General features: G+C 70.3%; 28 protein-coding genes. 18 read left to right on the top strand and 10 right to left on the bottom strand.

From position 1 onward, the window contains the following. The first annotated feature begins 26 nt into the window (after positions 1-26). From ABIC28_RS04750 to ABIC28_RS04730, 5 genes are read left to right on the top strand one after another with little or no spacing between them, the layout of a single operon-like run. Positions 27-710 (top strand): phosphonatase-like hydrolase, encoded by a 684-nt coding sequence (locus ABIC28_RS04750; RefSeq protein WP_354577743.1) that lies wholly within the window; start codon positions 27-29, stop codon positions 708-710. A 31-nt stretch (positions 711-741) separates the two neighbouring features. After that, positions 742-1,794 (top strand): 2-aminoethylphosphonate ABC transporter substrate-binding protein, encoded by a 1,053-nt coding sequence (locus tag ABIC28_RS04745; protein WP_354577741.1) that lies wholly within the window; start codon positions 742-744, stop codon positions 1,792-1,794. Between the two features lies 1 nt (position 1,795). Then, on the top strand, positions 1,796-3,001 hold the full coding sequence (locus ABIC28_RS04740; RefSeq protein WP_354577739.1) for an ABC transporter ATP-binding protein: 1,206 nt from the start codon (positions 1,796-1,798) through the stop codon (positions 2,999-3,001). Next, the gene (locus ABIC28_RS04735) at positions 2,998-3,903 is read left to right on the top strand and encodes a 2-aminoethylphosphonate ABC transporter permease subunit (protein ID WP_354577737.1); all 906 of its coding nucleotides are present in this window, start codon (positions 2,998-3,000) and stop codon (positions 3,901-3,903) included. The genes ABIC28_RS04740 and ABIC28_RS04735 overlap by 4 nt, the downstream gene beginning before the upstream one ends. Beyond that, positions 3,878-4,663: an ABC transporter permease gene (locus ABIC28_RS04730; protein WP_354577735.1), complete on the top strand. Its 786-nt coding sequence runs from the start codon at positions 3,878-3,880 to the stop codon at positions 4,661-4,663. The genes ABIC28_RS04735 and ABIC28_RS04730 overlap by 26 nt, the downstream gene beginning before the upstream one ends. A 69-nt stretch (positions 4,664-4,732) precedes the next feature. On the opposite strand, the gene ABIC28_RS04725 is transcribed toward ABIC28_RS04730, so the two are convergent. Beyond that, positions 4,733-6,361, bottom strand: coding sequence for an AMP-binding protein (locus ABIC28_RS04725; protein ID WP_097212713.1), 1,629 nt, complete (start codon positions 6,359-6,361; stop codon positions 4,733-4,735). 101 nt (positions 6,362-6,462) lie between these two features. Here ABIC28_RS04725 and ABIC28_RS04720 point away from each other — a divergent pair, with 101 nt between their 5' ends. The 4 genes from ABIC28_RS04720 (at position 6,463) to ABIC28_RS04705 (ending at position 10,378) form a co-directional block, all read left to right on the top strand. After that, a complete protein-coding gene (locus ABIC28_RS04720; protein WP_097212712.1) occupies positions 6,463-7,329 on the top strand; it encodes a LuxR C-terminal-related transcriptional regulator in 867 nt (288 codons plus the stop codon). Between the two features lie 102 nt (positions 7,330-7,431). Continuing rightward, positions 7,432-8,793 (top strand): APC family permease, encoded by a 1,362-nt coding sequence (locus ABIC28_RS04715; RefSeq protein ID WP_354577981.1) that lies wholly within the window; start codon positions 7,432-7,434, stop codon positions 8,791-8,793. Positions 8,794-8,878: 85 nt separating this feature from the next. Further along, the gene (locus tag ABIC28_RS04710) at positions 8,879-9,655 is read left to right on the top strand and encodes a transporter (RefSeq protein WP_354577732.1); all 777 of its coding nucleotides are present in this window, start codon (positions 8,879-8,881) and stop codon (positions 9,653-9,655) included. A 24-nt stretch (positions 9,656-9,679) separates the two neighbouring features. Further along, positions 9,680-10,378: a GNAT family N-acetyltransferase gene (locus ABIC28_RS04705; protein ID WP_354577730.1), complete on the top strand. Its 699-nt coding sequence runs from the start codon at positions 9,680-9,682 to the stop codon at positions 10,376-10,378. 6 nt (positions 10,379-10,384) lie between these two features. Here ABIC28_RS04705 and ABIC28_RS04700 read toward each other — a convergent pair whose 3' ends face one another. From ABIC28_RS04700 to ABIC28_RS04670, 7 genes are all read right to left on the bottom strand, one after another. Continuing rightward, positions 10,385-11,113: a hypothetical protein gene (locus ABIC28_RS04700; RefSeq protein ID WP_354577728.1), complete on the bottom strand. Its 729-nt coding sequence runs from the start codon at positions 11,111-11,113 to the stop codon at positions 10,385-10,387. Between the two features lie 10 nt (positions 11,114-11,123). Next, on the bottom strand, positions 11,124-12,926 hold the full coding sequence (locus ABIC28_RS04695) for a penicillin-binding transpeptidase domain-containing protein (protein WP_354577726.1): 1,803 nt from the start codon (positions 12,924-12,926) through the stop codon (positions 11,124-11,126). Positions 12,927-13,032: 106 nt separating this feature from the next. Then, on the bottom strand, positions 13,033-13,869 hold the full coding sequence (locus ABIC28_RS04690) for a GNAT family N-acetyltransferase (protein ID WP_097212707.1): 837 nt from the start codon (positions 13,867-13,869) through the stop codon (positions 13,033-13,035). A 66-nt stretch (positions 13,870-13,935) separates the two neighbouring features. Then, entirely contained in the window at positions 13,936-15,096 is a 1,161-nt protein-coding gene (ispG, locus tag ABIC28_RS04685) for a flavodoxin-dependent (E)-4-hydroxy-3-methylbut-2-enyl-diphosphate synthase (protein WP_027499323.1), read from the bottom strand. A gap of 43 nt (positions 15,097-15,139) precedes the next feature. Beyond that, the gene (locus tag ABIC28_RS04680; protein ID WP_354577723.1) at positions 15,140-16,369 is read right to left on the bottom strand and encodes a M50 family metallopeptidase; all 1,230 of its coding nucleotides are present in this window, start codon (positions 16,367-16,369) and stop codon (positions 15,140-15,142) included. Between the two features lie 6 nt (positions 16,370-16,375). Then, a complete protein-coding gene (dxr, locus tag ABIC28_RS04675; RefSeq protein WP_257017554.1) occupies positions 16,376-17,524 on the bottom strand; it encodes a 1-deoxy-D-xylulose-5-phosphate reductoisomerase in 1,149 nt (382 codons plus the stop codon). An 81-nt stretch (positions 17,525-17,605) separates the two neighbouring features. Then, a complete protein-coding gene (locus ABIC28_RS04670; RefSeq protein ID WP_097212800.1) occupies positions 17,606-18,412 on the bottom strand; it encodes an NmrA family NAD(P)-binding protein in 807 nt (268 codons plus the stop codon). Between the two features lie 46 nt (positions 18,413-18,458). Here ABIC28_RS04670 and ABIC28_RS04665 point away from each other — a divergent pair, with 46 nt between their 5' ends. From ABIC28_RS04665 to ABIC28_RS04655, 3 genes are all read left to right on the top strand, one after another. After that, positions 18,459-19,004, top strand: coding sequence for a DUF1990 domain-containing protein (locus ABIC28_RS04665; protein WP_245220888.1), 546 nt, complete (start codon positions 18,459-18,461; stop codon positions 19,002-19,004). 68 nt (positions 19,005-19,072) lie between these two features. After that, positions 19,073-19,339: a DUF2631 domain-containing protein gene (locus tag ABIC28_RS04660; RefSeq protein ID WP_223263706.1), complete on the top strand. Its 267-nt coding sequence runs from the start codon at positions 19,073-19,075 to the stop codon at positions 19,337-19,339. 122 nt (positions 19,340-19,461) lie between these two features. Beyond that, positions 19,462-20,013 (top strand): hypothetical protein, encoded by a 552-nt coding sequence (locus ABIC28_RS04655; protein ID WP_097212704.1) that lies wholly within the window; start codon positions 19,462-19,464, stop codon positions 20,011-20,013. 6 nt (positions 20,014-20,019) lie between these two features. Here the strand turns inward: ABIC28_RS04655 and rlmN are convergent, their stop codons facing one another. Then, positions 20,020-21,129, bottom strand: a complete 1,110-nt coding sequence (rlmN, locus tag ABIC28_RS04650) for a dual-specificity RNA methyltransferase RlmN (RefSeq protein ID WP_097212703.1) — start codon at positions 21,127-21,129, stop codon at positions 20,020-20,022. 93 nt (positions 21,130-21,222) lie between these two features. On the opposite strand from rlmN, the gene ABIC28_RS04645 reads away from it, so the two are divergent. The 6 genes from ABIC28_RS04645 (at position 21,223) to ABIC28_RS04620 (ending at position 25,955) form a co-directional block, all read left to right on the top strand. Continuing rightward, entirely contained in the window at positions 21,223-21,606 is a 384-nt protein-coding gene (locus ABIC28_RS04645; protein WP_097212702.1) for a lipopolysaccharide assembly protein LapA domain-containing protein, read from the top strand. 105 nt (positions 21,607-21,711) lie between these two features. Beyond that, positions 21,712-22,548 (top strand): HpcH/HpaI aldolase/citrate lyase family protein, encoded by an 837-nt coding sequence (locus ABIC28_RS04640; RefSeq protein WP_373560269.1) that lies wholly within the window; start codon positions 21,712-21,714, stop codon positions 22,546-22,548. Positions 22,549-22,864: 316 nt separating this feature from the next. Beyond that, positions 22,865-23,377 (top strand): YlcI/YnfO family protein, encoded by a 513-nt coding sequence (locus ABIC28_RS04635; protein ID WP_354577717.1) that lies wholly within the window; start codon positions 22,865-22,867, stop codon positions 23,375-23,377. 68 nt (positions 23,378-23,445) lie between these two features. Next, complete coding sequence (locus ABIC28_RS04630) at positions 23,446-24,285, top strand: DUF4097 family beta strand repeat-containing protein (protein WP_097212699.1); 840 nt, start codon at positions 23,446-23,448, stop codon at positions 24,283-24,285. Between the two features lie 36 nt (positions 24,286-24,321). After that, the gene (locus ABIC28_RS04625; RefSeq protein ID WP_354577714.1) at positions 24,322-25,122 is read left to right on the top strand and encodes an ABC transporter ATP-binding protein; all 801 of its coding nucleotides are present in this window, start codon (positions 24,322-24,324) and stop codon (positions 25,120-25,122) included. After that, positions 25,119-25,955: an ABC transporter permease gene (locus ABIC28_RS04620; RefSeq protein WP_097212697.1), complete on the top strand. Its 837-nt coding sequence runs from the start codon at positions 25,119-25,121 to the stop codon at positions 25,953-25,955. Before ABIC28_RS04625 ends, ABIC28_RS04620 begins: the two co-directional genes overlap by 4 nt. A 93-nt stretch (positions 25,956-26,048) precedes the next feature. Here the strand turns inward: ABIC28_RS04620 and ABIC28_RS04615 are convergent, their stop codons facing one another. Then, a complete protein-coding gene (locus tag ABIC28_RS04615; protein ID WP_097212696.1) occupies positions 26,049-26,399 on the bottom strand; it encodes an iron chaperone in 351 nt (116 codons plus the stop codon). Positions 26,400-26,419 lie beyond the last annotated feature (20 nt).

The following is a 26,419-nucleotide window of genomic DNA, read 5'->3' as shown; positions in this document are numbered from 1 at the left end:
ACTCATCCATCGCCCCAGGAGAAATCGTGACCGTCACCCCCATCGAACTCGCGGTGCTCGACATGGCGGGCACCACCGTCTCCGACGACGGACTGGTGCTGCGGGCCTTCGCCGCGGCGGCCGACGCCGCCGGCCTGCCCCCCGAGGGCGCCGAGGCCGACGACGCGCGCCGGTATGTCCTCGACACCATGGGTCAGTCCAAGATCGTCGTCTTCCGCGCACTGTTCGGGGACGAGGACCGCGCCCAGGCCGCCAACATCGCCTTCGAGTCCGCCTACGACCGGTTGATCGAGGAGGGCAACGCCGAGCCGATCCCCGGTGCGGCGGAGTCGATCACCGCGCTGCGCGAGGCCGGGATCAAGGTCGCACTGACCACCGGGTTCAGCCGCGGCACCCAGGACGAGCTGCTCTCCGCGCTCGGCTGGCAGACCATCGCCGACCTCACCCTGTCCCCCGCCGAGGCCGGCCGTGGTCGGCCCTACCCGGACCTGATCCTCACCGCGCTGCTGCGCCTGCGCGTCGACGATGTGAAAAGCGTTGCGGTGCTGGGCGACACGTCCAACGACGTGACCAGCGGGCTGCGCTCGGGCGCGTCGATCGTCGCGGGCACCCTCACCGGGGCCCACGACGAGGACCAGCTCCGCGCGGCGGGCGCCACCCACGTCGTGCCCTCGGTGCGCGAGTTCGCCCAGCTCCTCCTGAATCCCTAGCACACCCGTCACCCACAGTTAGGAATCCGTCATGCGCATCCGCCCCAGCCTGGCCGCAGCCGCCCTGGCCGCGACCCTGCTCACCCTGACCACCGCCTGCGGTGGCACCGGCACCGCCGCGAGCTCCGACACCGAGACGGTCACCGTCTACAGCGCCGACGGCCTCAGCAACTGGTACAAGGCCCGGTTCGACGAGTTCACCAAGGAGACCGGCGTCGCCGTCAACCTGGTCGAGGCCGGCTCCGGCGAGGTCGTCTCCCGCGTCGAGAAGGAGCAGTCCAACCCGCAGGCCGATATCGTCGTCACGCTGCCGCCGTTCATCCAGAAGGCCGACGCGCAGGGTCTGCTCCAGCCAAGCGGCATCGACACCTCCGCGGTCCCCACCGAGGAGAAGGACCCGGCGGGCAAGTACGTCCCGGTCGTCAACAACTACCTCAACTTCATCGCCAACCCTGGCGCGAACCCGGCCCCCGCGACCTGGGACGACCTCCTCGGCGAGCAGTTCAAGGGCAAGCTGCAGTACTCCACCCCCGGCCAGGCAGGCGACGGCACCGCGGTGCTGCTGCTGCTCCAGCACCTCAAGGGCAAGGAGGGCGCGCTCGACTACCTGAACAAGTTGCAGGCCAACAACGTCGGACCGTCCTCGTCCACCGGCAAGCTGCAGCCCAAGGTCAGCAACGGTGAGCTGTTGGTCGCGAACGGCGACGTGCAGATGAACCTCGCGTCCATCGCGGACGACGGCTCCGAGTTCAACGTCTTCTTCCCCGCCGAGACGAACGGTGCCCGCACCACCGTGGCGCTGCCCTACGTGATGGGACTGGCCAAGGGCGCCCCGCAGTCCGAGCAGGCCAAGAAGCTGATGGAGTACCTGCTCTCGGAGAAGGCGCAGCAGACCGTCGGACCCGACGCGTTGGGCGTCTCGGTCCGCAAGGACGTGCGCGAGTCCGCGACCGTCGACGTCAATGACAAGTCCACCCCGGCGGGCCTGCTGAACGGCGTCACCGTCTGGACCCCGAACTGGAACACCGTGATCACCGAGCTCGACGCCGATGTCGCGGCCTACCAGAAGGCCACCGGGAGCTGACATGAGGAAGATCAACACCGGGCTGGCCCGGCCGAGGATCGGATCGGCTCCCACGCGAACCGCCGACACCGGAATCCTCGGGGCCACCGACTACTCCGCGCCCGCCATCACCTTCGACCGCGTCAACGTGGCCTACGGGCGGGGCTCGAGCGCCACCCGGGCGTTGATCGATTTCAACCTGCGGGTGTCCCCGGGGGAGACCGTGGCTCTCCTGGGGCCCAGCGGGTCCGGCAAGTCCACCGCGCTCAAGGCACTGGCCGGCTTCACCCGGCCGGTCTCGGGCTCGGTCCGGCTGGCGGGCAGGGATATCACCGACCTGCCGCCGGCCAAGCGCGGCATCGGGGTGGTCGTGCAGTCGTATGCACTGTTCCCGCACATGCGGGTCTCGGAGAACGTCGCCTTCGGACTGCGCTCGCACCGGGTGCCCCGCGCGGAAATCGGCACGCGGGTCGCCGAGGCGCTGGAGATGGTGGGCATGTCCGCCTTCGGCAAGCGACTGCCCCGCGAACTGTCGGGCGGGCAGCAACAGCGGGTCGCCATCGCGCGCGCCCTTGCCATCCGACCGAAGGTCCTGCTGCTCGACGAGCCGCTGGCCGCGCTCGACGCCCAGCTCCGGCAGAGCATGCTGGCCGAGCTCCAGCAGCTGCGGGCCGCCCTGCCGGACACCGCCATGCTCTACGTGACCCACGACCAGAGCGAGGCGTTGGCGCTGGCCGACCGGATCGCCGTGATGCGCGACGCCCGGCTCGTCGACGTCGACACCGCGGAGAACCTCTGGAAGCGGCCGCCGAGCAGCTTCACCGCGGCCTTCCTCGGCGGCGCGAACCTGCTGCCCTGCACCGTAACCCGGGTCATCGGTACCTCGGCCCTGGTGTCGGTCGGCGGCACACCGGTCACCGCGCACGCGCCACGGCCGGACATCAGCCCGACCGAGTGGGAGTCCGAGGCCGGAGCCCTGCTCTGCCTGCGCCCGCACGCGATCACCCTCACCTCGCCCACCGAGCGCGGCGCGCTCCCCGGGCGGGTCACCGCGAGCGTCTGGCGCGGCTCGACCACCAGGCTCACCGTCGCGCTCGCCGCCCTGCCCGACGCCCTGCTCGAGGTGGACGTGACCGGGCACGACGAACGGCCCGCCGGAACCGCTGTTGGCGTTCGCTTCCCGGACCAGGGCGCGGTGCTCGTCCCCGCACCGGGGCCGGCGTCATGACCGCCGTCCTCGATCGGGTCCACCTCGATCCCCCGCCCGTCCGGCCAGAGCCGAGCCGGTGGCGGCCGGTGGCCTGGGCGCTGCCGCCACTGCTGCTGGTGCTCGGCTTCGCCGTCTACCCGATGGCCCGGGTGCTGGCCGAGTCGACCGTCACCGACGACGGCAGGGGCCTGTCCACCTGGACGGAGGTGCTCGCGTCCGCACAGTTCCGAAACGCGTTGTGGCGCACGATTGAAATTGCGGTCGCCTCCACACTCGGATGCCTGATGCTCGGCACCTTCCTCGCGCTGGTGCTCGCCTTCGTGCCCTTCCCCGGCTCGAAGGTGGTCGGCCGGCTGATCGACACCATCTTGTCCCTGCCCTCGTTCCTCATCACGCTGGCGTTCACGTTCCTGTACGGGACCGCGGGCGCGGTCAACGCCCTCCTCGCGCAGCTCACCGGCGCCGACAGCGGGCCGCTGAACTTCCTGAACACCCCGCTCGGCGTGATCGCCGCGGAGATCACCTTCTTCACCCCGTTCGTGGTGCGGCCCTTGCTGGCCGCCTTCACCCAGCTGCCCCGCGAGCAACTCGACGTCGCGGCCAGCCTCGGTGCCTCCCCGTGGCGGGTGCTGCGGACCGTCGTGATGCCGGAGGCCTGGCCCGCGCTGATGGCGGGCGGCTCGCTGGTACTGCTGTTGACGCTCAACGAGTTCGGCATCGTGCTGTTCACCGGGGCCAAGGACGTCGTGACGCTGCCGGTGCTGATCTACACCCGCGGCATCGTGACCTTCGACCTGCCGGGCGCCGCGGTGATCGCGAGCGTCCAGGTGGTGCTGTCGCTGTCGCTGTACTGCGGCTACCGATTCCTGTTCAACCGACTGCTGGGAGGCCGCCGTGCTGCTGTGGACCACACGCGCTAGGGCGTTGACCCTTGCCCTCTTCGGCGTCGTGGTGGTCGTGGTGTTCGTCGCCCCCATCGCCACCGTCGTCGCCGCCGCCCTCGCCGGGTCCTGGACCGGGCCGCTGCCGTCGAACCTCGGCCCGAAGAACGTCTCCGCCGCCCTCTCCGAGGAGAACCTGGCGAGCCTCACGGTCAGCCTGCAGACCGCGTTCATCGCGGGCGCGCTGGCGCTGTTCGTCGGCACCTGGGCGGCGCTCGCGGCCCGCGAGGCGCCCGTCTGGCTGCGCAAGACCACCGACGCGGTCTTCCACCTGCCGATCGCGGTGCCGTCGGTGGCGATCGGCCTCGGGCTGCTGATCGCGTTCAACGCCGAGCCGCTGCTGCTCGGCGGCACCAAGTGGATCGTGATCCTCGCGCACACCGTGCTGGTGCTCGCGTTTGCGTTCAGTTCGGTCTCCGCCGCGCTGGACCGGCTCGACCCCGCCTACCGCCAGGCCGCCGAGTCGCTCGGCGCCGGACCGACGCGGGTACTGCTGCGGATCACCCTGCCGCTGCTCCTGCCCGCGCTCGGCGCGGCCGCGGGCCTGGCAATCGCGCTGTCGATGGGTGAGCTCGGCGCGACCATCATGGTCTACCCGGCCACCTGGAAGACGCTGCCGGTGACCATCTTCGGTCTCACCGACCGCGGCCAGGTGTTCCTCGCGGCCGCCGACACCACCCTGCTGATGGCCGTCACCCTGGTCGCCCTGCTGGTGGTCGGGCGCATCCGCAGGCGATAGGCGCTGACGCGCCCGTGCGTGGTTGACGAGTCCAGGGACTCGTCAACCACGCACGGGCGGCAGAGCCGCCTACTTCTGGCGCAGGAGGTAGCGCTGCACCTTGCCGCTGGGGGTCTTCGGCAGCGACGGCACGAAGTGCACGGTCCGCGGGTAGGCGTGCGCGGCGAACTTCTTCTTGACCAGCGTCTGCAGCTCGGCCTCGAGCTCGCCGGTGCCCAGCGCGCCGTCGCGGAGCACCACGAAGGCCTCGAGCACCTCGCCGCGCAGCTCGTCGGGCATGCCGACCACGGCAGCCTCGATCACGTGCTCGTGCATCACCAGGACGCTCTCCACGTCGAAGGGCCCGATGCGGTAGCCGGCCATGATGATCACGTCGTCGTCGCGCGAGGAGAAGAAGAAGTGGCCGTCCTCGTCGGTCTTGCCCGCGTCGCCTGTGATGTACCAGCGGCCGTCCGCGCTGAAGCGCTGCGCGGTCTTCTCGGGAGCGTCGACGTAGCCGGTGAACCACATCAGCGGGCTGGCCTCGGCGTCGATGGCGACGCGACCGGGGGTACCGGCGGGCGCGACCTCGTCCGCGTCGTCGAGCAGCACCGCGCAGCTCCAGCCCGGCAGCGGCCGGCCCATCGAGCCGGGCCGCACGTCCTCGCGCAGGCCGTCCGCCCACGCGTTGACGATGAACATGCCGTGCTCGGTCTGCCCGTAGTGATCGCGCACCTCGACGCCGAGGGCGCTCTGGGACCAGGCCACGACGTCGGGGGTGAGCGGCTCGCCCGCCGAGGACGCGCGACGCAGCGACAGCCCCTCGGGCACCGGCGTGGTGTCGGCGCGCAGGCTGCGGTAGACGGTCGGCGCGGCCGCGAAATTGGTGACACCGAACTTCTCGATGATCTGCCAGGTGAGCGGCGCGGAGAAGCCCGAGTGCAGCAGCAGGCTGCGGGTGCCCGCCGCGAGCGGGCCCAGCAGCGCGTAGTACAGCCCGTAGGCCCAGCCGGGGTCCGCGGCGTTCCAGAACACGTCGTCGCTGCGGACGTCGAGGCCGAACTCCTGATAGGCGTGGAACGAGGCCAGCGCGCGCACCGGCACCGGCACGCCCTTGGGGGTGCCGGTGGTGCCGCTGGTGAACAGCTGCACCATCGGGCCGTTGCCGCCGACCGCGACCGCGGCGCCTGCCGGGTCCTCGGCGGTGTGCGCCGCGAGCAGGTCGTCGAATCGCAGCTGGTCCGCGGACTCGGGCTCCCCCGCCGCGACGATGACCCGCCAGGACGCGTCGGCCGGGATGTCCTCGCCGGGCGCGAGCTTGGCGAGCTGGTTCTGATCGGACACCACGAACTTGGCGCCGCTGGAGCCGAGCCTGAACGCGATGGCCGGGGACGCGAACGCGGTGAACAGCGGCACGTGCACGGCGCCGCGACGCCAGATGCCGAGCAACGCGATGACCAGCTCCGCGGACTTGCCCATCAACGTCGCCACGCAGTCGCCCGGCTCGACGCCGAGCTCGGCCAGCGCGGCCGCGAACTTGGTCGATTCCGCCCGCAGCTCGCCGTAGCTCAGGTTGCGCGAGGTCAGATCGCCCTCGATCACCGTGAACGCGACATCGGTGTCGGGGTGCCGGTCACACAGCAGGTCCGCGGCGCAGGCCTGCGGCGTGTCGTACTGCTCCAGCAGCTCGCGCACCCGCGAGGTGGCATCGGTGCCCATGGTTTGCTCCTTCAACAGCGGTCCGGCAGACGCCGAACTCCTCCATAGCCCTATGATCTAGCTCACAAACAACACGCACCACCCCCGGAAAGGGGTAGCCCATGCTCTCCCGCACCCCACCCCTGCTGCGGCCCCGCGACGGCGACGCCCTGCGCGCCGAACTGCGCGCGGTCGCGGCACGGGCGAACGTGCCAGTGCTGTTCGGCGGCGAGGTCTCCGCGAGTACGTTGCACCTGACCGAGTTCTTCGGGACCAGGACCAACGGGCTCAAGGGCCTGGTGATCCCGCCGAACTCGGGTCTGGGTGGACGGGTGGTCCTGCAGCGGCAGCCGGTCTCGATCCCCGACTACGGCAGCGCGATGTCGATCACGCATCACTACGACCGGCCGGTCCTCGGCGAGGGCATCCGCTCGGTGCTCGCGGTCCCCGTCCTTGTCGACGGCGCCTCGCGCGCGGTGCTCTACGCCGCGGTCCGGGAATCCATGCCGATCGGCGACCGCACCGCCGAGATACTGGTGCAGGCGGGCCGCAGGCTCAGCACCGAGCTCGCCATCCGCGACGAGGTGGACCGTCGCCTGCAGATGCTCGGGGTGCTCGACAGCAACCGGGGCAACGCGAGCGGGGCGGTGGCCGAGGGCATCCGCGACGCCCACGCCGAACTGCGCGGGCTCGCCCAATCGGTGCCCGAGGGCCCGCTCCGAGGGCGGCTGCGCGCGGTGTCCGACAAGTTGGCTGCGCTGGTCAACGACGAGACAGAGACCGGTGACGCCTCGGTCACGCTGTCGCCCCGGGAACTGGACGTGCTCGCCCACATCGCCCTCGGCTGCACCAACAACGAAGTGGCGCATCGGCTCTCGCTCCAGCCCGAGACGGTCAAGAGCTATCTGCGTGCCGCGATGGGCAAGCTCGACGCCCACTCGCGCCACGAGGCGGTGGTCACCGCCAGGAGGTTGGGTCTGCTTCCGTAAGCACCGCGGCCGGCCAGGCCGCCCTCACCGAGGGGATGCGCAGTGACGAAACCATCAGCCGCCGTGAACGAATCGAAGGACGAACCGACCCTCAAGCGGGTGATGGGCCCGTGGTTGCTGTTGCTGTTCATCGTCGGCGACATCCTCGGCACCGGCATCTACGCCCTCACCGGGCAGGTCGCCAACGATGTCGGCGGAGTGGTGTGGCTACCCTTCCTGGTCGCCTTCGTGGTCGCGCTGATCACCGCGTTCAGCTACCTCGAACTGGTCACCAAGTACCCGCAGGCCGCAGGCGCCGCGCTGTACACCCACAAGGCCTTCGGCATCCAGTTCTTCACCTTCATGGTGACGTTCGCGGTGATGTGCTCCGGGATCACCTCCGCCGCGACCGCCTCGCGGGCGTTCGCCGCCAACTTCGCCGAGGCCTTCGACCTGGACGTGCGGACCGGGATCGGGATCACGCTGATCGGCATCGTCTTCATGATCGCGGTGGCGGCGGTCAACTTCCGGGGCGTCGGCGAGTCCGTCAAGCTGAACGTGCTGCTGACCTGCATCGAGCTGTCCGGGCTGCTGATCATCATCTTCATCGGCATGTGGGCGCTCGGCATCGGCGAGGGCGATTTCTCGCGGGCGGCGACCTTCGACACCGGCGACCGGTCCGCGCTTGGCGGCGTCATCGCGGCCACCACCCTCGCCTTCTACGCGATGGTCGGCTTCGAGGACTCGGTGAACATGGCCGAGGAGTGCAAGGAGCCCAGCCGGATCTTCCCCAAGGTCCTGCTCATCGGCCTCGTCTCGACGGGCATCATCTACGTGCTGGTGTCGGTCACGGCGATCGCCCTTGTCCCCGCGAACGAGCTCGGCGAGGGCGACACCCCGCTGCTCAAGGTCGTGCAGGCGGGCGCGCCGGGCTTCCCGATCGGGATCTTCGCGTTCATCACCATGTTCGCGGTCGCCAACTCCGCGCTGATCAACATGCTGATGGCGAGCCGACTGCTGTACGGCATGAGCCGCCAGCACGTGCTGCCGCCGCAGCTCGGTAGGGTGCACCGCACCCGACGGACCCCGTACATCGCGATCGGGTTCACCACGCTGCTGGCGCTTGGGCTGATCACGATCGTCGGCGAGGTGCCCCAGCTCGGCGGCACCACCGCCCTGCTGCTGCTGTGCGTGTTCACCGTCGTGAACATCGCCGTCCTGGTGCTGCGCAAGGACACCGTGGACCACAAGCACTTCCGCGCGCCGACCGTGCTGCCGATCATCGGCGCGATCAGCTGCGCGTTCCTGGCCACGCCGCTCACCGACCGCGATCCCGCGCAGTACAAGATCGCGGGCGTGCTGCTGGCGATCGGCGTGGTGCTGTGGTTCGTCAACAACCTGGCCAACAAGAAGCTGGGCGTGAAGGCCGAGCTGCACCCCGAGTTCCTCGGCGAGGAGGGCGTGCCGCCCGGACCGATGAACTGAGCGGACGCGAGGACTGAATCTAGAACAAGTTCTACCTTTCCTGGCATACTCCGATCGACCGTCCGACGCCGATCCCAGGGGTGCCATGTCCGCGAATCCGTCCACCGACGACCTGCTGGCCCTCGCGCGCTCCTCCCCCACGGCGGTCGCCGTGCACGACAAGGCCGCGTGGCTCGGCCTGTTCGCGCGCCAGCACATCATCGAGGACCCGGTCGGCGGTCGCCCCGTGCTGGGCGGCCTGTACGACCGGAAGTCGGGCCGACGCGGCGGCGACCCGCTGGCCCGGTTCTGGGACACCTTCATCGCGCCCAACGACATCAGCTTCGACATCGAGCACGAGGACATCGTCGACGGCCTGCACGTGGTCCGCGACGTGACCATCGAGACCCGGCTCTCGGCCGGGGTCGTGGCCAGGGCGCCGATGCACCTGCTCTACGAGGCCACCCTCGACGACGGCGAGCTGCGGATCCGCCGCATCGCCGCACACTGGGAGGTGACGCCGATGTTCGCACAGGTCGCAGGCGTCAGCACCGAGCGGCTGACGGTCGCCGGCTCGATGAGCGCACGGATGCTGCGCCTGCAGGGCCTCGGCGGCACCCTCGCCTTCGGCAAGGCCGCGCTGAGCGTGGGCAAGAAGGGCAAGGACGCGGTCCGGCGACTGATCGACTCCGCGCAGCGCGGCGACGCGCCTGCGCTGAAGATGCTCGGCGGCAACGCGATCACCGACCTGACCAAGGTGATCGCCGCGGGCGACGCGGTCACCGCCACCGGGACCGTGGACGGCGCGCACGCGGTGCTGTTCGCCTACCTGGACCGCAAGACCCACACCGTCAGCGAGTGCAAGGTGTACCGCGCGGCCTGATCGTGGCCGGGTGATACTTCTCGGATGCCGCACCGCATCGCCGACCCCGTTCGCTTCGAACCGGTCCAGGACCCCCGACCGTCCGATCAGCCGTGGCCGGCGATGACGTGGCCGGTCCCGGCCGGTACCGAACTCGTCGGGACATCGGTCCGGCTGACGCCGCTCGACCCGGATACCGACGCGCCCGAGCTGTTCCGCGCCCTTGACCACGACCGCGTCTGGGCACACGTGCCCTGGCGACCGTCGGACCCGGAGCAGTTCGCGGAATTCCTCCGCGAGCGGTGCGCGCAACCGGAGTGGCAGCCGTGGACCGTACGCACGGTCGGCCCGTGCGGAGAACTCCCCGCGGGCGCCGTCGTCGGCATCAGCTCCTATCTGGATGTCGCGGTCCGTGACGCCCGGCTCGAGATCGGGATGACGCTCTACAACCCCGACGTCTGGAGCAGCGCCGTCAACCCCGAGGCGAAGTCTCTCCTGTTGCGCTACGCCTTCGAGGAGCTGGGGGTTGGGCGCGTCCAGCTCAAGACCGATGTGCGTAACGTCCGCTCCCAGCAGGCCATCGCCCGGCTCGGCGCCACCTACGAGGGGATGCTGCGCCGCAGTTTCCGGCGCGAGGACGGCACCGTCCGGGACAGCGTCCTGTTCTCGATCATCGCCGAGGACTGGCCCGACGTGCGGGCCCGGCTCGCGGCGCGACTCGACCGGGCGGGGTCGCCGGCCTGACCCCGCCTACGCCAGGCCGGATCCCTTCCGCGAGCGCAGAAGCCGCCGCCACCGCCCGGCACGCCGACGCCGGAACAACTCGTCGGCCATCGGTTCGTCCACCGCAAGGATCCGCACCTCCCCCTCCTGCCCGCACCACGACTCACCGAGGTGCCGAACGGAGACGCACACCCCGGTCTGCACGTCGAGGCGGATCACCGTGTCCGCATTGGGAACCCAGGTCATCTGATCGAGCGATTCCGAGCCGCTGAGCAGGGCACAACAGTCGCAGCGCGGTTCGTAGTCGGGCGTGGGCCGAACCCGCGCCTCCCAGGCCGAGCGCCCGTGGTGGGTGACCTCGCGGACATCGCCGATCTCGACCCCGACGGACAACTCGACGGGGTCGAGCAGGGCGACCCAGAAGTAGTCGGAGTGAAACGGCGGGTCGTAGTCGATGGTGGTGTCCTCCGGCCGCTCCGATACCAGCCCGTTGTCACCACAGGTTGGATCTACGTCCGTTGGCCACACTCGGGCGATGGGAACGCCCATGCCGCTGCTCGAGTACCCCACCCGTCCGAACGGCGGGGCCTCGGACTGGATGTACGCGACCTGGCCCTTCGATTCCACCCGCAGCCGATCCGGCCGCGCGATCCACGCATGCTCGACCGTCCCCGAGCGATCGACCTCGAACTCGAGTGTCGACCACCGCCACGGTGATGACCTGGCGAGCGCACGAAAGTCGGTGACTGCGGGCATCATCGCCCCCTCAGTAGCCCTCGGGCAACGCCGTGAACATGTCCCGGGTCACGGCCACCGCGTTGTCGGAGCTGCCGCCCCTGACCACCAGCGTCGCGAACGCGATGTCGCCGCGGTACCCGACGAACCACGCGTGCGAGCCGCCGTCGACCTCGGCCTCACCGGTCTTGCCGTAGATCTCGCCCTGGTCGGCGATCCGGGTGGCGGTACCGCTGGTGACCACGTCGCGCATCATCCCGCGCAGGCCCTCGACCATCTCCGGGCTGATCGGTGGGTGGGCGCCCTCGATCTTGGTCTCCTCCCCCGAGATCAGCGTCGGCACGGGCGTCGACCCGTTCGCGATCGTCGCCGCCGCCAGCGCCATCCCGAAGGTGCTCACGACGACCTTGCCCTGGCCGAAACCGTCCTCGGTGCGCTGCACCAGTTCCGGTGCGGGCGGGACGGATCCGGAATCCGTCGGCAGGCCCGGCACGTCGTAGTCGGGCCCGATGCCGTAGCGAGCGGCCGCCACCGTCAGGGCGTCGGGCGCCATCTCGCTGGCCAGCTTGGCGAAGGTGGTGTTGCACGAGCGCGCGAACGCGGTGCTCATCGGCACCGTGCCCAACGCGAACTCGTTGTAGTTGGGCACCGACCGTTCCCCGATGACGATCCGTCCCGGGCAGCCGACGGGGGTACCGGGCTGGGCGAGGCCGTTGTCGATCGCCGCGCCCGCGGTGACGATCTTGAAGGTGGAGCCGGGCGGGTACAGGCCCGTCGTCGCGACCGGGCCGTCCCTGTCGGCGGCCTTGTTCTGCGCGACCGCGAGGATCGCACCGGTGGACGGCTGCAGCACCACCATCATCGCCTGCTCGGCCCTGGCGTTGACCGCGTTCTGCGCGGCCACCTGGATGGGCCGGTCCAGGCTCACGGAGAAGGACGGCGCCGGTTGGGGTTTGGTCTCGGTGAGCACATCGATGTCCACGCCGTTCTTGTTGACGGTGACCACGCTCCAGCCGGCCTTGCCGTCCACCTCGTCGATGACCCGCTTCTTGACCTGACCGATCAGGTCGGGGGCGAAGTCGCGATCGGTGGAGACCAGGTCCGCCTCCTCGGTGACCGAGACCCCGGACACCCCGCTCAGGGCGGCGGCAACCGCGTCGTAGTCCTCCTGCCGCAGGCTCGCCACCAGATAGGCGCCGCTGACCGAGGTCGCCGACTCCACGATGGACTGCGGGGTGAGCGTCGAGTCGAACGGCTCCAGCACTGACGCCAGCGCGGTCGCGGCCGCGGTGGGGTTGGCGGACTCCTTGGCGTTGAACTTGATCCGCTGGATAGTCCCCGGCACCAGCACGTCCGAGCCTGCCCGCTCGTTGACGCGGGCCCGCGGCGCCGGGGTGGCCCGCAGCGTCATCGTCTGGGTGTCGCCGAGCTTCGGGTGCAGGTCGGTGGCGTTCCAGCGGACCGCCCACTCGCCGTTGCGCCTGCCCATCTGCAGGTCGCCGGTGTAGGTCCACACCCGGTCCTTGGGCAGATGCCATTCGTAGGTGTAGCCGACGGTCGCGGTGTCGCCGTCCACCCGGACCGAATCGGTCGTCGCGGTGAGGGATTCGGCCTGCAGCCCCTCCCAGGCGGCGTCGAGCGCGGAGCGGGCGTCCGCAGGCCGGTCGGACAGCGCGGCGGCCCGCTCGGTGTCCCGATCGGCGACGGCGTCGAGGAACTCCTGCGCGGCCGGTTCGGGGCCGTCCGGCTTCGGGGTGCACGCGACCGCGCCGAGTACGAGCGCGCCCGTGACGACGAGCGAGGAGAGGATGCGGGGTGCGGCGGTGGAGATCATCGCCTGCCATCGTAGGTGGGCTCACGGCCGAGACCGGGAAGGCACCCGCACCGTGCGCGCTTTTCACCCCGACCGGGGTACCACTCGCGCGCGGGCGGCGAAGCCGCTAGTCCAGCAGGACCGTCGAGAAGGTGCCGACCTGGGTGAACCCGATGCGCTGGTAGGTCCGCCGCGCCTGGTGGTTGAAGCTGTTCACGTAGAGGCTCGCGGTGCGGCCGGACGCCACCACCGCCGCCGCCACCGCGGCGGTCCCGGCCGCGCCGAGACCGTGGCCCCGGTACTGCGGGTGCACCCACACGCCCTGGATCTGGCCGACCTGCGCGGACATCGAGCCGACCTCCGCCTTGAAGGTCACCTCCTCGCCGTCGAACCTGGCCCAGGCCCGACCCGCGGCGATCAGGCCCGCGACCCGCCGCCGGTAGCCGCGGCCACCGTCGTTGGAGCGCGGGTCGACCCCGACCTCCTCGATGAACATCGCGACCGCGGCCGTGAGGTACGGCTCGAGCTGATCCATCCGCACCGGACGCACGTAGGGATCCGGCGCGACGACGGGCGGCGCCGAGAGCGCGAGCAGCGGCTGCTCGGCGCGCACCTCGCGCGCCGGACCCCAGTCGGTCTCGAGCATCTCCCACAGCGGCAGCGCCAGCTCGCTGCGGCCGACCACCGACGAACACATCCGCGGTCCCCGGCACGCCCGGTCCGCGAAGGCCCGCAGGTCGTCGAGGTCGCCGCGCAGCGGAACCATGTTCGCGCCCGAGAAGCACAGCGATTCGGCCGGGCCGCCCCTGCTCCAGAGCTCGCCATTGATCGCTCGCGGGTCGATCCCGAGGTCCTGGATCCGCGCCGCGACCATGCACGAGGCGATCGGGTCGGCGTCCAGCACGCGCAGCACGTGCACCCTGTCGCGCGCACCGAGCTGCCTGGCGCCGAGCAGTTTGAGCACCGAGTCACCCCCGCGTCGGGTCGTCGGGATTCGAATTGTCTGGTGTTCCCACGATACGTGCGAGTTTCAGCTGACGGTAACGACCGGGGAACCCGATGCAGATTGGTCCTCGCCGAACTCCTCGGCGATCCGCATCGCCTCCTCGATCAACGTTTCCACGATCATCGCCTCGGGCACCGTCTTGATGACCTTGCCCTTGACGAAGATCTGGCCCTTCCCGTTGCCGGACGCGACGCCGAGGTCGGCCTCGCGGGCCTCACCGGGACCGTTGACGACACAGCCCATCACGGCCACCCGCAGCGGGATCTCCATGCCCTCGAGGCCGGCGGTCACCTGCTCGGCGAGCGTGTAGACGTCCACCTGGGCGCGCCCGCAGGACGGGCAGGACACGATCTCCAGCTTGCGCGGACGCAGGTTGAGCGACTGCAGGATCTGCGTGCCGACCTTGATCTCCTCGGCGGGCGGCGCGGACAGCGAGACGCGGATGGTGTCGCCGATGCCCTCCGAGAGCAACGCACCGAACGCGACCGCGGACTTGATGGTGCCCTGGAACGCGGGGCCCGCCTCGGTCACGCCGAGGTGCAGCGGGTAGTCGCACTGCGCGGCGAGCTGGCGGTAGGCCTCGACCATGATCACCGGGTCGTTGTGCTTGACCGAGATCTTGATGTCGCCGAAGCCGTGCTCCTCGAACAGGCCCGCCTCCCACAGCGCCGACTCGACGAGCGCCTCCGGGGTGGCCTTGCCGTACTTCTGCATCAGGCGCGGGTCGAGCGAACCGGCGTTGACGCCGATCCGGATCGGGATGCCCGCGTCGCCCGCGGCCTTGGCCACCTCGGCGACCCGGCCGTCGAACTCCTTGATGTTGCCGGGGTTCACCCGCACCGCCGCGCACCCGGCGTCGATGGCGGCGAAGATGTACCGCGGCTGGAAATGGATGTCCGCGATGACCGGGATCTGGCTCTTCTTCGCGATCGTCGCCAGCGCGTCGGCGTCCTCCTGGCGGGGGCATGCCACCCGCACGATGTCGCAGCCGGACGCGGTGAGCTCGGCGATCTGCTGGAGGGTGGCGTTGACGTCGTGCGTCTTGGTGGTGCACATCGACTGCACCGACACCGGGAAGTCGCTGCCGACCCCGACCGATCCGACCTGGAGCTGTCGGGTCTTGCGGCGCGGCGCGAGGACGGCGGCCGGGCCTTCGGGCATGCCCAATCCGACGGGGCTGGTCACGTGGATGCCTTCTTTCGTAGCGTCAGGACAAGTTTAGCGAGCACTAGAAGATCTTGATCGGGTTGACGATGTCCGCGGTCAGCGTGAGCAGCATGTACGCGCCGCCCAACGCGATGACCACGTAGGTGATCGGCATCAGCTTCATGTAGTTGACGGGTCCGCCCGCGGGCAGGCCGCGGCGCGCGCGGATCGAGTCGCGGATCTTCTCGTAGATGGTCACCGCCATGTGCCCGCCGTCGAGCGGCAGCAGCGGCAGCAGGTTGAAGATGCCGAGGAAGAAGTTCAGCGTCGCCAGCAACCCGATGAACAGGTCGATGTAACCGCGTTCGGCCATCTGGCCGCCGATGACGGAGGCGCCGACGACGCTGATCGGGGTCTCGATGTCGCGTTCGCCGCCGGTGACGGCGGTCCACAGGTCCGCCACCTTCGACGGCATCTGGACCAGGGCGTCCACGCTGCGGACGAAGACGTCGCCGGTGTAGACGAAACTGCCCGGGATGGCGGAGAGCGCCGAGTACTCGAGGAACGTCGGCGGCGCCTTGATGCCGATCGCGCCGACGTCGCGGGAGACGGGCGGCAGCGGGTTGCTGTTCGTGGAGTCGGGGTTGTTGACCCAGCGCTGCGCCTGCTGCACCTGCACGTCGACCACCTGGGTCTGACCGTCACGGTCGACGGTGAACTCCGCGGTGCCCGAGAGCGGCTGCGTGGCCTTGACGACGTCACCGAAGGTCGAGGTCGGCGTCCCGTTGACCGCGACGACCACGTCGCCGGGCAGGATGCCCGCCTGCTGCGCGGGCCCCTCGCCGGTGCAGTCCGCAAGCGCGTAGTCGCCGTCCTTGCCGCTCTGCGTTGGCGCCACGCACGTGACGCCCTCCACGACGGCCCTGGTCTCGGTGTTCGGCAGCCCCCAGCCGACGGCCTGGATGTAGACGAGCACAAATCCGAGGATGAAGTTCATCGCGATGCCGCCGGACATGACGACCAGTCGCTTCCACGTCTTCTGCTTGTACATCGCCCGGTCGATCTCGTCGGGCGCGAGCTCGTCGTGCTGGGTCATGCCCGCGATGTCGCAGAAGCCACCGGCGGGGATCGCCTTGAGTCCGTACTCCGTCTCGCCGCGGCGGAAGGAGAAGATCTTCGGCCCGAAACCGATGTAGTAGCGGCGGACCTTCATCCCCAGCGCACGGGCGGTCCACATGTGGCCGGCCTCGTGCAGAGCGATGGAGACCGTGATGCCCAACGCGAACAGCACCACACCTATGACGAACACCATGCGGCTCTAGTCCTCCTGCTTGACGAGCTCGTGTGCCCGTGCGCGCGCCCACCCGTCCGCGGCGAGCACATCCTCCACGGTAGCCGGTGGCGCGGTCCACTCGTCGCCACCAGCGAGAACGCGTTCGACGGTGCGCACGATCGCCGGGAACCGGACGATCCCGTCGAGGAACGCCTGCGCGACGACCTCGTTGGCCGCGTTGTAGACCGCGGTCAGGCAGCCGCCGGCCTTACCTGCCGCCCTGGCCAGGTCGACGGCCGGGAACACCGATGCGTCGAGCGGCTCGAACGTCCAGGTCGACGCAGTGGAGAAGTCGCAGGCCGCGGCGGCACCGGGTACCCGGTCCGGCCAGCCGAGCGCCAGCGCGATCGGCAGCTTCATGTCCGGCGGGCTGGCCTGGGCGAGGGTGGAGCCGTCGGTGAAGGTGGCCATCGAGTGCACGATCGACTGCGGGTGCACGGTGACGTCGATGCGGTCGTAGTCGATGCCGAACAGCAGGTGGGTCTCGATCAGTTCGAGGCCCTTGTTGACCAGGGTCGCCGAGTTGAGCGTGTTCATCGGGCCCATCGACCAGGTCGGGTGTGCGCCCGCCTGCTCGGGGGTGACGGCCTCGAGGGCGTCGGCGGTCCAGCCGCGGAACGGGCCCCCGGAGGCGGTGAGCACCAGCCGGTCCACCTCCTCGGCGCGCCCGCCGCGCAGGCACTGCGCAAGCGCCGAGTGCTCGGAGTCCACCGGCACGATCTGACCGGGCGCCGCCGCGGCGGTGACCAGCGGGCCGCCCGCGACGAGCGACTCCTTGTTCGCCAGCGCCAGTCGAGCGCCGGATTCGAGCGCCGCGAGCGTCGGTTCGAGGCCGAGGGAGCCGACGAGAGCGTTGAGCACCACGTCCGCCTCGGTGGTCCGGACCAGTTCGGTGACGGCGCCGGGGCCGCTGAGGGCGGGGCCGTCGAGACGGGCGGCAGCCTCGGGGTCGGCGACCGCGACCGCGCTCACCCCGGTCTCGCGGATCTGGCGGGCCAGCAGGTCGATGTTGCCGCCGCCCGCGGCCAGACCGACGACGGTGAACTTGTCGGGATTGGCCGCGATGACCTCGAGGGCCTGGGTGCCGATTGATCCGGTGCTGCCGAGCAGGAGCACGCGCGTAGGTTCTGCCACCCGTCCATTGTTCACGACGGCACCTGAGAAGAAGCTGACAGGACACCGATGCGGGGCGTCGAAGTGATACCTACGCGCGGCCTAACGGAAGGTGTCGGCGTTGGCCGCGGCCCACTGCGCGAAGGTCGTGGCCGGGCGTCCTGCGACCTCCGCGACCGTGGCGGTCGCCCGCTGCGGCGCACCGACCAGCGACGCGACGGCGGTCTCGAGGTAGAACCGGGCATTCACACCCATGACCGGCTCGAGGATCTCGACGGCCTCTTCGACCGGCACCCGGACGTACTCCACGGGCCGGCCCAGCACCGCGCCGAGTTCGTGCACCCGCTCGGCGCGCGAGAGGGCCGTCGGCCCGGTCAGCTCGTAGGTGCGGCCCTCGTGCCCACTGCCGAGCAGCACGGACGCGGCGACCCTGGCGATGTCGTCCATCGCGATCGGCGCGCTGACCACATCGGGGTACGGGTCGCGCACCTGTCCGGTGCGTCGCACCTGGTCACCCCACACGAGGTCGTTCTCGAGGAACTCCCCCGCCCACAGGTGTGTCCAGGCGATCCCGGACCGCTCGACGGCCGAGGTGACCGCGCCCCACCACGATTCGTGCTCCCCGGACAGGTCCACGATGTGCCGGACCCCGGCCTCGGCGGCCAGCGACACCACCTCCTCGACGGTGTCCGGGGTCGGCGCCAGGTACATCCTCTCCACCCCATCGAAGGCGGCGGGCAGCGACTCGGGCCTGCGCAGGTAGCCCTCGGCGACCTCGACGCCACTCGGCAGCATCGCCTTTCTGGGGTTGTTCGTCAGGGCCCGGACATCGGTTGCGCCGGCCGCCAGGAGGTGGTCGACGACCAGTCGGCCGATGTTCGCGGTGGATCCGGTCACCAGAATCGTCATGTAGTACACCGTACGGTTCAGGCCGCCACCCGGCCACCCTGCCAGGATGGCGGGTATGGATCTCGCCAGGCTGCAGACCGCGCGGCTGACCTACCCCGAGGTCGGCGGCACCCGCGCCGTGCTGCCCGACGGGTACCACCACGTGCACGAGAGCGCCGTCATCGGAGTCGGCGTCGAGGACTTCGAGCGAGCGAAACGCGTACTGCTGCAGTGGGACATGCACCGCCGCGCCGGACTGCGCGTGCGGGCCACCGACGATGAGGCCGTCGAGGGCGCCGTCGTGATCCTGCGGCTCGGACCGGGTCCGCTGGCCGTCACGGCGCCGTGCCGGGTGGTGTACCGGATAGACGAGCCGCGGCGGTCCGGCTTCGCCTACGGCACTCTGCCCGGACACCCCGAGCGCGGCGAGGAACGCTTCGCGATCGAGCTCGGCGAGGACGGCCGGGTGCGGGTGGTCATCGACGCCTTTTCGACCGGCGGCGGTGCGCTCACCCGGCTCTTCGGCCCGGCGAATCGGGTGGTGCAGCGGTTGATCACGCGCCGCTACCTCGACGCGTTCACCCGAGCTCCCCTGGCGCGCCGACCCAGCTAGGTACGACGCACGGTCGTATGCCACGATATGCAGGCACACGCACACCCGTACGAGCAGGAGGATCGACCGTGGCCACCGAGCTGGATCCCAGCGTGAACGAGCCCCTCGTCGCCGCACACGTCGACACGGCAGAAGTTCCGTCCGCAGCCTGGGGCTGGAGCGGCGAGGCGCCGCGACTGTTCCGCTTCCTTGGCTGGTTCTTCGCAGCCTTCCTGCTCGTCTACACGATCGGCAACCACGAGGGCAAGGTCGAGGACCTGTGGCTCGTCGGAATCTCCGCCGGCATGGTGTTCCTGCTCGTGCGCGACATCATCCGTCGCCGCAAGCCCCGGTAGCCAAACACTTTCCACAACGGCCGCGCCGCTCCCCTCGGAGCCGCGCGGCCGTTGTGCGTCGAGGCTCGGATAGTGTCCCGGGTGCGATGCGCGCCGGGGGGCGCGCGAACGGGGGGAATCCAATGAGCGTCGTCAACTGTCTACGGGCACTGCGGTTCGCACCGCCGTGGGCGGTCGGGGCCATGTGCGCCTTCATCACCTGCGCTCTCGCTGTGGCGCTTCTCGGCACCCTCGGCCTCGATGTCGGGATCGGCACGGTCGTGCTCGGCCTGGCGTTCGGGCTGGGCGCCGGGGTCGCCATCGCATTCAGCACCGTCCATCGCCGACGCCGCTATCGCGATACCGCGACGATGCGGACCTTTTTCGCGGCGATCGACACCGGCCGCCTCCCCGAGCACCTCGACCAGGAGCAGTGGGGATCGATGATCGGAAGCGAGATCACCGAGCGTACCCGCGCGCAATCCTCGTCATGGGCGTTCCTGATCCTGGCCGCGGGCCTCGTCGTCAACGCCGCCGTCAACGAACCCCGCTGGTTCTACGTCGCGACCGCGGTCTTCCTGCTGGGCCAGTTCGCGTGGATTCGGGTGTCCACCCCGCGAATCCTCGCCTCACTGACCTCACTCGCCGCGCAGGGACGGGCGCGCGGATACCCCGCGATCACCCAGTTCCGCTGAACGGGCTCAGTTCTCGGCGGCGAGCTGCCCGCAGGCCGCGGCGATCTCCTGGCCGCGGGTGTCACGGACGGTGCAGGACACGCCCTGCGCGACGACCCGGCGCACGAACTCACGCTCGACGTCCTTGGGGCTCGCGTCCCACTTGCTGCCCGGTGTCGGGTTCAACGGGATCAGGTTCACGTGCACCCGCGAGCCCAGCGCCTTGTGCAGCTTCTTGCCGAGCATGTCGGCGCGCCACGGCTGGTCGTTGATGTCGCGGATCAGCGCATACTCGATCGACACCCGGCGACCGGTCTGATCGGCGTAGTACTTGGCGGCGTCGAGCACCTCGGCGACAGTCCAGCGGTTGTTGACCGGGACCAGGGTGTCGCGCAGCTCGTCGTCCGGGGTGTGCAGCGACACCGCGAGCGTCACCGACAGCCCCTCGTCGGCGAGCTTGCGGATGGCGGGCGCCAGCCCGACCGTCGACACGGTCACCGAGCGCTGCGACAGCCCGAGGCCGTCCGGCGCGGGCGAGGTGATCCGCCGGACCGCGGCGACCACCCGCTTGTAGTTCGCGAGCGGCTCCCCCATACCCATGAAGACCACATTCGAGAGCCGGCCCTCGCCACCCGCGACGTCGCCGTCCCGCATCGCCGCGGCCGCCGAGCGGACCTGATCCACGATCTCGGCGGTGGAGAGGTTCCTGGTCAGTCCGGCCTGGCCGGTCGCGCAGAACGGGCACGCCATCCCGCAGCCGGCCTGGCTGGAGATGCACAGCGTCGCGCGGTCCGGGTAGCGCATGAGCACGCTCTCGAGCAGCGTGCCGTCGTTCGCCTTCCACAGCGTCTTGCGGGTGGTGCCGTCGTCGCATGCGACGTGCTTGACCGCGGTGAGCAGCGTCGGGAATAGCGCCTCACTCACCTTCTCGCGCACCGACGCGGGCAGGTCCGTCATCTTCTCGGGATCGGCCTCGAGCCGGCCGTAGTACTGACGGGCCAGCTGATCCGCCCGGAATCCGGGCAGGCCCAGCTCCTGAACGGCCGCCTTCCTGCCCTCGGAGTCGAGGTCGGCGAGGTGCGTCGGCGGCATGCCGCGACGCGGAGCGTTGAACACGAGCGGGACTGAAACGGCCATAGTGTGCTCCAGTGTCCCATCCGGCACCCGCGACATGCGAATTCTCGTCGCGATGCGCGTGCAATCACACATCCGGTGCGAAATGATCGGGGCATGGCGCACAGCGACGGACCCAACCCGGACGACCTGAGCGACGACCCGCGTGGTGCGACCCAGCCGGCGCCCGCCGCCGAGCCGCCGGTGGACCCCGCCCAGGCCGCACTCGATCGGCACACCAGCCTCGGGCATACCAAGGCAGCCGCCACCTGGACCGGCCTGGTCATCGGCGTCCTGGTCCTGATCTTGCTGCTGGTGTTCATCCTGCAGAACCTCGACAAGGTCGGGCTCAAGCTGTTCTTCTGGGAGTTCTCGCTGCCGCTCGGCGTGAGCCTGTTGCTGGCCGCGATCGCGGGCGCGCTGATCATGGCCCTCGCGGGCGGCGTCCGCATCGTGCAGATCCGCCGGTTGGCGAAGAAGGCCAGTTCCACCACCCACTGACCCGCCTGTGCGACGGCGCACATTACTTACGCAAACTGGCTCGGCACCCCCGGCGAGAGGACGATGAAAGACGTCGTCCCGATCATCGGAGGAGTTGCTGTGACCATTCACGCGGAGCGTCGAGGGGTTGCCGCCCCACCCGATCTCGCCCGGTCCTGGCTGCTGGTGCCCGCCACCAAGCCCGAGGCTTTCACACCACCCGCCGAATCCGGGGTGGACGCGGTGATCCTCGACCTCGAGGACGCGGTGTCCCCGCCCGCCAAGCCCGCGGCCCGCGCCCGGGTGGTCGAGTGGCTCAGCCGCGGCGGCAGCGCCTGGGTCCGCATCAACGACGCCACCACGCCCTACTGGGCCGACGACCTCGCGGCCCTCGCGGCGGCTCCCGGCCTGGCCGGGGTGATGCTCGCCAAGACCGAGAGCGGCAACCAGGTCGACGCGACCGCGGACCGGCTGCCCGAGGGCACCCGCATCCTCGCGTTGATCGAATCGGCGATGGGCCTGGAGGCCGCGCCCGAGATCGCCAGGGCGGACGGGGTGTTCCGGCTCGCGTTCGGCAGCGGCGACTTCCGCCGCGACACCGGCATGAGCGACGACCCGATGGCGATGGCGTACCCGCGGTCCCGCCTCGTCGTCGCCAGCCGCGCGGCCCGGCTCACCGGACCGATCGACGGCCCGACCATCAGCACGAACGAGACCGTCCTGCAACGCGATTCGGCGCTGACCGCGTCCATGGGGCTGACCGGCAAGCTCTGCATGCACCCCGATCAGGCCCTCGCGGTCAATCGGGCGCTGAGCCCGAGCCAGGACGATGTCGTCTGGGCACGAGATGTGATCGCCGAACTCGGCGAGGACGGCGAACGCGTGCGTGACGGCAGCGACCTGCCGCGCCTGGCCAAGGCGAAGAAGGTCGCGGACCTCGCCAGGTCGTTCGGCCTGGACTAGGCCCCGGCTCCGCGATTCGCCGAACACGGCCCAGGTCCCGATCGCGGGACCTGGGCCTTTTCGGTGAATCCGCGCGGGCTCGTCGAGTGGTGTCGCCGCGACAACCCGTGGTGTCGTCGCGGCCGCAGGCACCGTCGTCATGCCCAAAACTCCCCAAGAACGCCCCATTGCGTCGCATCTCCAAAATCTTCTTCGCGAGCATAAGATCGCCTTGACCTGCATATTTATCAATTTCGCATCACAGTGACACCACTGTGATGCCAGAAGTGACACCCCACCCCTTGTGCCGACACCCGAGTGGTGTCATAGTGGTGTCATGAACCTGACAAGATACGTCGACGAGCTACAGCACCAGCTCGCCACCGCAGCCGCCGCAGGCGGCGACGAGGCACGTGAGCTCGCCGACCGCCTGACCGCCCCGCTCGACGCCGCCGTCCGACTCGTGCTGCTCGAGGCGCTCTCGACAGCGGCGAACGAGATCACGGCCGAGCTCGCCCCCGGGTCCGTCGACGTGCGCCTCCAGGGCCGTGAACCGGAGTTCGTCGTCACTCCCCCGCCGGCCTCGGCATTCGACAACGCAGAGCCCGCGACGGCGGAGCCCGCGCTGCCCACGCCCCTCGACCCCGACGACGTCAGCACGTCCCGCACCACGCTCCGCCTCCCCGACCAGCTCAAGGCCCAGGTCGAGGCGGCGGCGGCCCGTGAGGGCGTATCCCTCAACACCTGGCTCGTGCGCGCGGTCGCGGCCGCTGTTCAGCCCGCCGCACCGTCCCGCGCCACAGCACGCACCTCCAGCACCGCCGGTCGGCTGACCGGCTGGGTGCGCTGATCTAACACCCCGAACCCCAGACCCGCGCCCCGCCAACAGGGGCCGACACCACACCCCGAGGACACACCATGCCTATTTTCGCGACCCCAGAATCGATCACCGTCGCCGTCGACATCGCCGCAGGCGCCGTCAACCTCGTCGCCAGCGATCGCGCCGACACCGTGGTCACCGTCCGCCCCAACGACCCGAACAAGTCCGGCGATGTCAAGGCCGCCGAGGAGACCCGCATCGACTTCCACGACGGCACCCTCACCGTGCAGACGAACACCAGGTGGAAATACCTCACCAAGTCCGCCGTCGACATCACGATCGAGCTCCCGACCGGTTCCGCCCTGCAGGGCGGCGCGCTCGGCCCCCTGTTCGCCCAGGGTCGGCTCGGCGCCTGCTCATTCACGAGCCGCGCGGGCGACGTCCGGATCGACGAGGCCGGCCGGCTCGACCTCCGCGCGACGGCGGGCTCCGTCGTCGTGGGACGCGCCCTCGGCTCCAGCGAGATCGTCGTCACCGCAGGCGGCGTGCGCATCCGCGAGCTCGACGGAGACGCCAGCATCAAGAACCCGAACGGCCCCACCGAGATCGGCCAGTCCACCGGGATCCTGCGGGTGAACGGTGCCCACGGGCCCATCACGATCGAGCGGTCGCTCGGTGACACCACTGCCCGGTCCGCGCACGGAAACATCCGCGTCGAGCAGGCCATCAGCGGCCGGGTCCAGCTCGAGAGCTCGACCGGCGCGATCGAGGTCGGGGTGCCCGAGGGCACGGCCGCCTGGCTCGACGCCACCGCGCAGCACGGCAAGGTCCGCAACCTCCTGCACGACGCCACGGGCCCCGACGAGAACGACAGGACCGTCGAGGCACGAATCAGCAGCACCTACGGCGACATCGTCGTCCGACGTCCGCACGCCTGAACCGAGCCCCAACAACCCACCATCGAAGGAGAACCCATGACCACCACCGTCCGCGGTCCCGCGATCGAGGTCGCCGGTCTGCGCAAGTCGTACCGGTCGAAGGCAGGCGAGCAGCTCGTGCTCGACGGCGTCGACCTGATCGTCCCTGCCGGCACCGTGACCGCCCTGCTCGGCCCCAACGGGGCAGGCAAGACCACCGCCGTCGGCGTGATGTCCACCTTGCTCGCCGCCGACTCGGGCACGGTCCGCGTCGCGGGCCACGACGTGGCGAGTGAGCCCGAGGCGGTGCGCGCGTCCATCGGCGTGACCGGCCAGATCACCGCCGTCGACGAGCTGCTCAACGCCACCGAGAACCTGCGGCTCATGGCCGACCTCAACCACCTCGGCCGCACCGAGGGACGCCGCCGGATCACCGACCTGCTCGATCGCTTCGACCTCGCCGACGCCGCGCGCAAGCCCGTGGCGACCTTCTCCGGCGGCATGAAACGCAAGCTCGACCTCGCGATGACGCTCGTCGGCGCACCGTCCGTGGTGTTCCTCGACGAGCCGACGACGGGCCTCGACCCGCGCAGCCGTCGAGTCCTGTGGGACGAGGTGCGGACGCTCGTCGCCGCGGGCACCACGATCCTGCTCACCACGCAGTACCTCGAGGAGGCCGACAAGCTCGCCGACTCGGTCGCCGTTCTGAACGAAGGCCGCATCGTCGCCGAGGGGACGCCCGCCGAACTCAAGGCCGCGCACGACACCGGCTCGCTCGACGACGTGTTCCTCGCCCTCACCGAGCCCCCCACCGAGACCGAGAACGACCCCGCCACCACCGAGGAGAACGTCCGATGACCACCATCGCCACCACCGCTCCCGCCACCCTGCGCTCGCGCCCGGCGACGGATGTCCTCACCATGCTGCGGCGCAACCTCCTTCGCGCGGTGCGCTACCCGGGGCTCACCATGTTCCTCGTCGCCGGCCCGCTGGTGATGCTCGTGCTGTTCGTGTACATCTTCGGCGGCGCCCTCGGCGCAGGCGTCATGCCAGGGGTCGCCCCCGGTGCCGACGGGCGAGCGGCGTACCTGGACTACATCACGCCCACCCTGTTCATCCTCACCATCGTCGGCGCGGGACAGTCCGTGGCCATCAGCGCCGCCATGGACGCCGCGAGCGGGATCATGGCGCGGTTCAAGACCATGGCGATCTCGCCGGGGTCCGTGCTCTCCGGGCAGGTGCTCGGCACGGTGCTCCAGTCGCTGGCAGCGCTCGTCCTCGTGCTCGGCGCCGCACTCGCGATGGGCTACCGTCCCGACGCCGACGTGCTCGACTGGGCCGCGCTCCTGGGTCTGTTCGTGCTGCTGGGCCTCGCCCTCAGCTGGCTGTGCGTCGCCATGGGGCTGAACGCTCGCAGCGTGGAGACGGCCAGCAATACCCCGATGATCCTGCTGCTGCTGCCCTTCCTCGGTAGCGGGTTCGTGCCGGTCGAGACCATGCCGACGGCGGTGCGCTGGTTTGCGGAGTACCAGCCGTTCACGCCGATCATCGAGACCGTGCGCGGGCTGCTCGCCGGCGGCGCGGGGCTCGAGGGAGCGGTGGTTGCGCAGGCCGTCGGCTGGACCGTGGCGATCGGCGTCGCCGGATACGCATGGGCGCGCTCGCTCTACCGCCGCGAGCGTCGCCTCTGAACCATCCACGAGCTGTCAGGGTCGCACCGGGGAATCTCCCGGAGTGGCCCTCACAGCTCGTTGGTGGAGGGGATCGGTTGGGTCGCGAACCGGTCAGCGCGCGGCATCGATCTCCTCGCGGCGCAGGGCGATGATGCGGGTGAGCACCTGCGGCGGCAGCGGCCGGTCCGCGGTGAACCTGATCGTGCCCTTCGAGAGCGAGTAGCCGCCCAGCTCGGGCGCGACCGCCTCGACGACCGCCGCGCTGAACGGGAACACCGACAGGTGCGTGGCCGCGGCGCGCACGGCGAGCAGCGGCCTGTCCCGGTAGCGCAACGCCGGCATGCCGTAGCTCACGCCCTCGGTCGCGTCGGGGGCCAGTTCCAGCGCGCGCACCCGGATGCCGTCGAGCAACGACCGCTCGGGTTCGTCGAGCGTCGCCAGATAATCGGTCAGCTCAGCCATCGGGCCATCATGCCCCCGCC

This window comes from Rhodococcus sp. PvR044, assembly GCF_040548995.1.
In the GTDB taxonomy this organism is placed as follows: Bacteria; Actinomycetota; Actinomycetes; order Mycobacteriales; family Mycobacteriaceae; genus Rhodococcus_G; species Rhodococcus_G oryzae.
Note: the sequence above shows the minus strand (reverse complement) of the source record. Positions and strands in the feature narration are given on the sequence as shown.